Source organism: Embleya sp. NPDC059213 (assembly GCF_042754445.1).
Classification (GTDB): Bacteria; Actinomycetota; Actinomycetes; order Streptomycetales; family Streptomycetaceae; genus Embleya.
In genome coordinates this window covers 25,051-32,540 of the sequence record NZ_JBHZAV010000008.1, presented here as the reverse complement: position 1 = coordinate 32,540, position 7,490 = coordinate 25,051, and the positions used below count along the sequence as shown (strand labels likewise).

5 protein-coding genes are annotated in these 7,490 nt (G+C 69.2%); 2 read left to right on the top strand and 3 right to left on the bottom strand.

Annotated features, from left to right (window positions below):
• Nucleotides 1–173 precede the first annotated feature (173 nt).
• From ACFXMF_RS05255 to ACFXMF_RS05245, 3 genes are all read right to left on the bottom strand, one after another.
• Nucleotides 174–1,568, bottom strand: coding sequence for an ABC transporter substrate-binding protein (locus ACFXMF_RS05255; protein ID WP_379989401.1), 1,395 nt, complete (start codon nt 1,566–1,568; stop codon nt 174–176).
• Nucleotides 1,569–1,767: 199 nt separating this feature from the next.
• On the bottom strand, nt 1,768–2,745 hold the full coding sequence (locus ACFXMF_RS05250; protein WP_379989406.1) for a carbohydrate ABC transporter permease: 978 nt from the start codon (nt 2,743–2,745) through the stop codon (nt 1,768–1,770).
• Nucleotides 2,746–2,756: 11 nt separating this feature from the next.
• On the bottom strand, nt 2,757–3,662 hold the full coding sequence (locus ACFXMF_RS05245; RefSeq protein ID WP_379989400.1) for a carbohydrate ABC transporter permease: 906 nt from the start codon (nt 3,660–3,662) through the stop codon (nt 2,757–2,759).
• 499 nt (nt 3,663–4,161) lie between these two features.
• On the opposite strand from ACFXMF_RS05245, the gene ACFXMF_RS05240 reads away from it, so the two are divergent.
• Both ACFXMF_RS05240 and ACFXMF_RS05235 read left to right on the top strand, forming a co-directional pair.
• Nucleotides 4,162–5,151, top strand: coding sequence for a LacI family DNA-binding transcriptional regulator (locus ACFXMF_RS05240; RefSeq protein WP_360310749.1), 990 nt, complete (start codon nt 4,162–4,164; stop codon nt 5,149–5,151).
• A gap of 258 nt (nt 5,152–5,409) precedes the next feature.
• Nucleotides 5,410–7,485: a beta-galactosidase gene (locus ACFXMF_RS05235; RefSeq protein WP_379989399.1), complete on the top strand. Its 2,076-nt coding sequence runs from the start codon at nt 5,410–5,412 to the stop codon at nt 7,483–7,485.
• The last annotated feature ends 5 nt before the right edge of the window (nt 7,486–7,490 follow it).

Sequence of the window (7,490 nt, the reverse complement as noted above, 5' to 3'; positions counted from 1 at the left end):
TTTTGTTTAAAACCACCCCCCCCTCGACCACCCACCCCCCCCCCCCCCCCCCACGGGGGGGGGGGGGCCCCCCCTTCGGCCCCCCCCCCACCCCGACACCACCCGGCCGGGTAAGAACAATCACCGGCCGGGCGCCACGCACCACCCGCCACCTGCCACCTGCCGAGCAGGCGTCACTTCATGCTGAAACCCTGCTCCTTGCCGAACGAGACGATCCGCTCCTGCCAGCCGGCCAGCGCTCCCGGCAGGTCGCCACCGGGCCGATACGCCTGGCCGATGGTGTCCTTGAAGATGCTGTTCGCGTATACCTGGAAGGGCAGGTACTGCCACTCCGGCCGCACCGCGCCGGACATCTGCGCGAACACCTCGTTCGGCTTCGTACCCGGGAAGTACGGGAGGTCCGCGCCGCGGAAGCCCGGGTCGTCGAGCAGTTGTCGGGTCGCCGGGAACAGGCCGACATCGGTGTTCAGCGACTTGACCGCCTCGGGGTCGGAGTTCAACCACGTGGCGAAGGCAACCGAAGCCGCCTTGTTCTTGGCCTGCTTCGTCACCGCGACCGAGGAACCGCCGTTCTCCGCGCTGCCAGGCGCACCGTCACCGGTCGGCATCGGCGCAACGGCCCACTGACCGGCGCCCTGCGGGATGTTCTTCTGCAACACCGCGGGCGCCCACGCACCGGCCAGCCACAGCGCGTACTTGCCGGCCCCCATCGACTTCCACCACTCCTCGTTCCAACTCGGCGTGGATTCCACCGTCTTGTCCGCCAGCATCGGGCCCCACGTGGCCGCCCACTTCGCCGTGCCCGGGTCGTCCTTGAGCTTGACCGCGGCCGAGGTCTCGCCGGAGACCTGGTACGGCTTGCCGCCCTGCTGCCAGATCAGGCTGTTCGCCTGGCCCGCGTCGCCCGGGTCGAGGTAGGTGACGAAGTTCCCCGGGTCGGCCGCCTTGACCTTCTTGCCCAGTTCGGCCACCTCGGCCCAGGTCTTCGGCGGCGTCGCGCCGAGCTTGTCCAGAATGTCCTTGCGGTAGAACATCGCCATCGGGCCGGTGTCCTGCGGGACGCCGTAGATCCCGCCGGCCACGTTGACCTGCGACCAGGCGGACGCGGCGAACTTGTCCCGAAGCGACGCGGCGCCGAAGTCGGCGAGGTTGACCAATTGCTTGGTGATCGCGAACTGCGGCAGCGCGAAGTATTCGATCTGCGCCACGTCCGGGGCACCGTTGCCGGCCTTGAGCGCTGCCTGCAACTTCGTGTACTGGTCGGCCGATTGGCCCACGTTGACCAACTTGACGTGCACCTTCGGGTACTTCTTCTCGAAGAGTGCCACGGTCCTGTCGATGTTGGGCACCCAGCTCCAGAAGGTGATCTCGGCGGGCTGGTCGAGAGCCCCCGCGACCGCCGCCGGGTCGGCCTGCTTGCCGCCCTTGCCGCCCTTGTCGTCCTCGGACTTGCCGTCCGACCCGCACGCGGCGAGCGACAGGGCGAGCGCGGCGACGGTGACCGCTGCGGTCATCGAGGTCGACCCGCGCAGGCCGCGGCGACCGGCGATCGACGGTTTTGCATTCATGTGTGCCCACTCCAAAGGGAATTCGCGAACTCGGGGACGTGCGAAGAAAGGAGGCATGCGAAATACGAAGGAAAGAAAAGAAGCCCTACCAAGCGCCCGACCGGGCCACCGGGCCGCCCGGCCACGGGGCCACCCGGCCGCCAGGCCGCCCGGCCGCCCGGCCGCCCGGCCCCAGCCGCCAGGCCCGCCAGGCCCGCACCTACTGCTTGACCCCACCCGCCGAAAGCCCGGACTGCCAGAACCGCTGCAGGAACAGGAACGCCACGATCAACGGCACGATCGCCAGCAGGCTGCCGGTCAGCAGGATCGGATAGATCGACGTACTGCCCGCCACGCTGCCGCCGTTGGCCTGCCCGTTCCACCGGTTGAGGCCGACCGTCAGCGGGAACCAGTTCGGGTCGTTGAGCACGATCAACGGCAGGAAGTAGTTGTTCCAGGTCGCCACGAGCGCGAACAGCAACACCGTCACGAAGCCCGGCGCGAGCAACCGCAGCGAGATGGTGAAGAAGATCCGCAACTCGCCCGCGCCGTCCATCCGGGCCGCCTCCAACATCGCGTCCGGCACCGCGTCCGCCGCGTACACCCGCATCAGGTACAGCCCGAACGGGCTGGCCAGGGACGGCAGGATGACCGCCCACGGGGTGTTCACGATGCCAACGTCGCTGAACAGCAGATACGTCGGCACCGCCAGCGCCGTACCCGGGATCGAAATCGCGCCCAGCACCAGCGCGAACATCATCCTGCGTCCGGCGAATTCGAACTTGGCCAGCGCATACCCGCCGAGTGTGGCGATCATCGCCGCGCCACCCGCACCGACCACCGAGTACAGCAGGTTGTTCGCGAACCAGCGCAGATAGATGCCGTCTTCGTAGGTGAGGACGTCGTGGATGTTGTCGAAGAGGTTGAAGTCGTCGGCGAACCACAACCCACGCGACGACAGCAGCCCCTCGTTGGACTTGGTCGCGCCGAACATCAGCCAGACCAGCGGCAGGAGCGTATAGCCGAGCATCAGCGCCATCGCGACGGTCAGCGCGGTGCTCTTGCGATTGCGTCGATCGCCGCGCCCACCCCGTCCACCACGTCCACCACGCCCGCCGCTCCCGCGATCCGGCCGCCGTCCCCGAGGACGAAGGAACCGATTGCGCGCGTCGCCGGCCGCACTCGGACGATCCGGCAGAGTCGAGGTACTCACTGCATGCGCTCCCGTCGGGCGGTGGCCAGTTGCACCAGGTACGCGACGAACACGGTCACCACACCGAGCACCACCGCGATGGCGGCCGAGTAGTTGAACTGGCGTCCGCTGAACGCGAGGTTGTAGGCGTACAGGTTCGGGGTGTAGTTGGTCGGGACCGACGCCGGGGCGAGCGCGGACAGGATGCTCGGCTCGTTGAACAGTTGGAAGCTGCCGATCACCGAGAACGTGGTGGCGAGCAGCAACGCCGGTTTCAGCGCCGGGAGTTTGATGCTCCACGCGGTCCGAAACGCACCCGCGCCATCCATCTCGGCCGCCTCGTACAGCTCTTCGGGAATCGCCCGCAGTGCCGCGTAGAGGATCATCATGTTGTAGCCCACGTAGGACCAGGTCACCACGTTGCCGATGGACGCGAGCATCCAGTCCGGGCCCAGCAGATTCGGCAGTTCGGTACCGAACAGGTCGCCCAACTCGGCGGACAGACCGAACCGGTTGCCGTACATGTAGCCCCACATCAGCGCCGCGACCACACCGGGCACCGCGTACGGCACGAAGATGCCCACCCGGAACAGGCTCGCACCGCGCAACCGACCGCTGTCGATGGCCAACGCGGCGAGCAGCGACAGGGCCAACATCAGCGGTACCTGGATCGCGAAGAACAGCGCGACCCGGGCCAGTCCGGCGGAGAACAGGTGGTCGCTCAGCGCCTTCGAGTAGTTGTCGAAGCCGACGAAGACCGTGCCCCCGATCATCCGGTCCTCGTACAGGCTGAGCCGGAACGCGTAGGCGAGCGGTGCGGCGACGCCGATGACGAAGACCACCAGGAACGGGAAGAAGAAGGCGTGGCCGGTGAGGTTGCGCCGCAGGGCGCCGCGCTTCACCACGTGCCCCGGCAGCGGCACGGGACCGGGTCGACTCTCACGGAAGGTCCTCCGGGACGCTCGCGGGATTTCGGGAACAGTGGTCACGGGATTTCGGGAACGACGATCACGGGGGTTGGGAAAAGGCGACGGTCGCGGGGTTCGGGAACGACAGTCGCGGGATTCGGGAACGACGATCGCGGGGGCAGTCACCCCCGACGAATGTTTGCGCCAACATCGCGGCGCGTTTCGAGAGTGTTCCGTCAGCCTGACGACCTGTCAATAGCCATCTCTGCGGGAAGTTTCCCGCGCAAATATGGCTTTTGGCGCTTCCGTGAAGTCGATCGCGACGCGCTGTTGACCGGGAATCGTGTTTGCGCGAACATGAGCGCACCCGCCGCCCGGCACGGATGGCGTGAGTGTGCGGACGGCCCGAGCGTGCGGACGGCGTGAGTGAAAGGATCGGGGCATGGCGAAGGACGGAGAGGTGGCGAAGCCGGAATCGGGCGGGTCGTTCGAAGCACGGACCCGGCCGCCGTCCATGGCCGATGTCGCCGCGATGGCAGGGGTCTCCAGCCAGACCGTCTCGCGCGTCGCCAACCACCGCAGCAACGTGGACGAGGCGACCCGCGAGCGGGTGCTCGCCGCGATGCAGATGCTCGGCTATCGGCCGAACACGGCCGCACGGGCCCTGGCCACCGGCAAGTTCCGGATGCTCGGCGTGATCAGCTTCGGCCTGAACGCGTACGGCAACGCCCGCACCCTGGAGGCCATCGTCGCCGCCGCGCAGGACGCGGACTACTCGGTCAACGTGGTGAGCGTGCGGGCACAGACCGAAAGCGCCGTACGCGACGCCTTCGATCGACTCACCGTGCAGGCCGTGGACGGCATCATCCTGATCGAGGCACAGATCCTGGACACCCCCGCGCTACGACTGCCCTCCGGCCTGCCGGTGGTGGTGGTCGACGGCGAGGAGAGTCGGCGGCATCCCGGCGTGGACACCAACCAGGCCGAGGGCGCCCGACTGGCCACCACTCACCTGCTCGAACTCGGCCACCGCACTGTGTGGCACGTCTGCGGGCCCCAGGACTCCTACGCCGCCCGGCGGCGCGCCGAATCCTGGCATCGCACGCTCAAGGCGGCCGGTGCGCCCGTCCCGCCGCTGCTGTACGGCGATTGGAGCGCCGCCAGCGGCTACGCGGCCGGCCTCGAACTGGCCGCGAATCCGGAGGTGTCCGCGATCTTCGCGGGCAACGACCAGATGGCACTGGGCGTGGTACGCGCACTGCACGAGGCGGGTCGCCGGGTCCCGGACGAGGTCAGCGTGGTCGGCTTCGACGATCTCGCCGAATCGGCCTGGTTCCTGCCCTCGCTCACCACCATCCACCAGGACTTCGAGGAGGTCGGCCGGCAGTGCGTGGCGCTGCTGTTCGACCAGTTCCGCACCGGTCACGCCACCGTCCACGGAGCCACGCCGGTCGCCCCGACCCTGATCGTCCGGGACAGCACCTCGGCACCCGGCGCACCCTGACGATCCGTCACCACGGCCCCGGTCCCCACCCGCACCGCGCACGGCCACGCGCGCACGCCGCTCGCCCGCGATGCGGGAGTCCGCCCGCGCGCCGTACGGCCGATTCCTGCCTGCCCACTCCGCACCACCGAAGCCCGGTGCCTCCGGCACGAGTTCGCCCCGCGCACCCCTCGTCCTCAGCACCCCCGAAGTGACCCCGAAGGAGAAGTGGCGCCGCACCGAACGACCTTCGGCTCCGGCGCGCGCCACAACGCACCGATGAACGACACCACACACCGCCCCGCCGGTCGAATGGCCGCACTGCGCGCCCGCCTCGGCGGCATCGGCTTCGGCGCCGACTACAACCCGGACCAGTGGCCCGAGGCAACGCGCGCCGAGGACCTGGCGCTGATGGCCCGGGCCGGGGTCACCGTGGTCAACCTCGCGATCTTCGCCTGGGCTCGGGTCGAACCGGCCCGCGATGCCTACGACTTCGGCTACTTCGACCGGGTGATGGACGACCTGGCCGCACACGGGATCACCGCCGACCTGGCCACGATGACCGCCGCGCCGCCGCCGTGGCTGGTCACCGAGCATCCCGAGGTGCTGCCGACGACCGCGGACGGCACGGTCCTGTCCCCCGGCGGCCGGCAACACTTCTGCCCGTCCTCGCCGGTCTTCCGCGACCGCGCCGCGCGCCTGGTCGAGGCGGTCGCCACGCACTACCGGGACCACCCGGCGCTCGGGCTGTGGCATGTCGGCAACGAATACGGCTGCCATGTCGCGGAATGCTTCTGCGACGTGTCGGCGGCCGACTTCCGGCGCTGGCTGAGCGAGCGCTACAAGAGCGTGGACGCCCTCAACGAGGCGTGGTCCACCGACTTCTGGTCGCAACGCTACGCGTCCTTCGACCAGGTGTTGCCGCCGCGCACGGCGCCGACCTACCCGAACCCCTCCCAGCAGCTCGACTTCAAGCGATTCGGCAACGACGCGCTGCTCGCGTGCTTCACCGCCGAGACCGCGATCCTGCGCCGGATCACTCCCGACGTGCCGGTCACCACGAACTTCCTGGCCGGGCTCAAGAGCGTGGACATGTACGACTGGGCGCCGGCCATGGACGTCCTGTCCCTGGACAGCTACCCCGACCCGAACTGGGCACAGGCTCACATCGGTGCCGCGATGAGCTACGACGTGATCCGCTGCGCGGGCAACGGCGAACCGTGGCTGCTCACCGAACAGGCGCCGTCCGCGGTCAACTGGCGGGCTCGCAACGCCGCCAAATCACCCGGCCGGATGCGGTTGTGGAGCTGGCAGGCGGTCGCCCAGGGGGCCGACGCGATCATGTACTTCCAGTGGCGGCAATCCCGGGGTGGGGCCGAGAAGTTCCACTCCGGGATGGTGCCGCACGCCGGACCGGACACCCGGGTGTTCCGGGAAGTGGTGGACCTGGGCATCGAATTGGCCCGAGTCCCGGAGCTGGTCGGCACCCGGATCCGCAATCGGGTCGCGCTGCTCACCGACTGGCACAGCTGGTGGGCCCTCGAACTCGACTCGCATCCCTCCGACGCCGTCCGGCACCTGGATCGCGCACTCGACCACTACACACCCCTGTTCGACCTGGGCGTCGGGGTGGACGTGGTGCATCCGGGGGCCGACCTGTCCGACTACCGCCTGGTGATCGTGCCGAGCCTCTACCTGCTGTCCGCCGAACACGGCGACAAGCTCTCCCGCTTCGTCGCCGACGGCGGGTCGCTGGTCGTGTCGTTCTTCAGCGGCATCGTCGACGACTGCGACCGAGTGCATCTGGGCGGATATCCCGGTCCCCTGCGGGAGGCACTGGGCGTGTCGGTGCAGGAGTTCTGGCCTGCGGACGCCGGAACGCAGTTCCCGGTACGGGGAGTTGCCGAATCGGGCGACGCACCGCCGTCGGGCACCGGGGACCTGTGGCGCGAGGACGTCACGCTCAAGGGCGCGCGGGTCGAATTGGAGTTCGCCGGCGCCGACTGGGCGGGCCGCCCCGCCGCGACCGTACACAACCACGGCGCGGGCATCGCACGCTACATCGCGACCCGCCCGGACGCCGCGACCATGCGCGGCCTGATCGCCCGAGCCTGCGCCGACGCGGGCGTCGAACCGGTACTGCCGGTGCTCCCACGCGGCGTCCAGGCCACCATCCGGGCCGGCGACGGGTACGACGTACTGGTCGTGCTCAACCACACGGACGCGGCCCACGAGATCGACCTCCCGACCGCTCGCCGGGACTTGCTCACCAACGACCGCGCGATCACCCGCCGAATCACCCTGGCACCCCAAGACGTGGCAGTCCTCGGCTCCCTCCCGACCGAACCCGAGTAACCGCC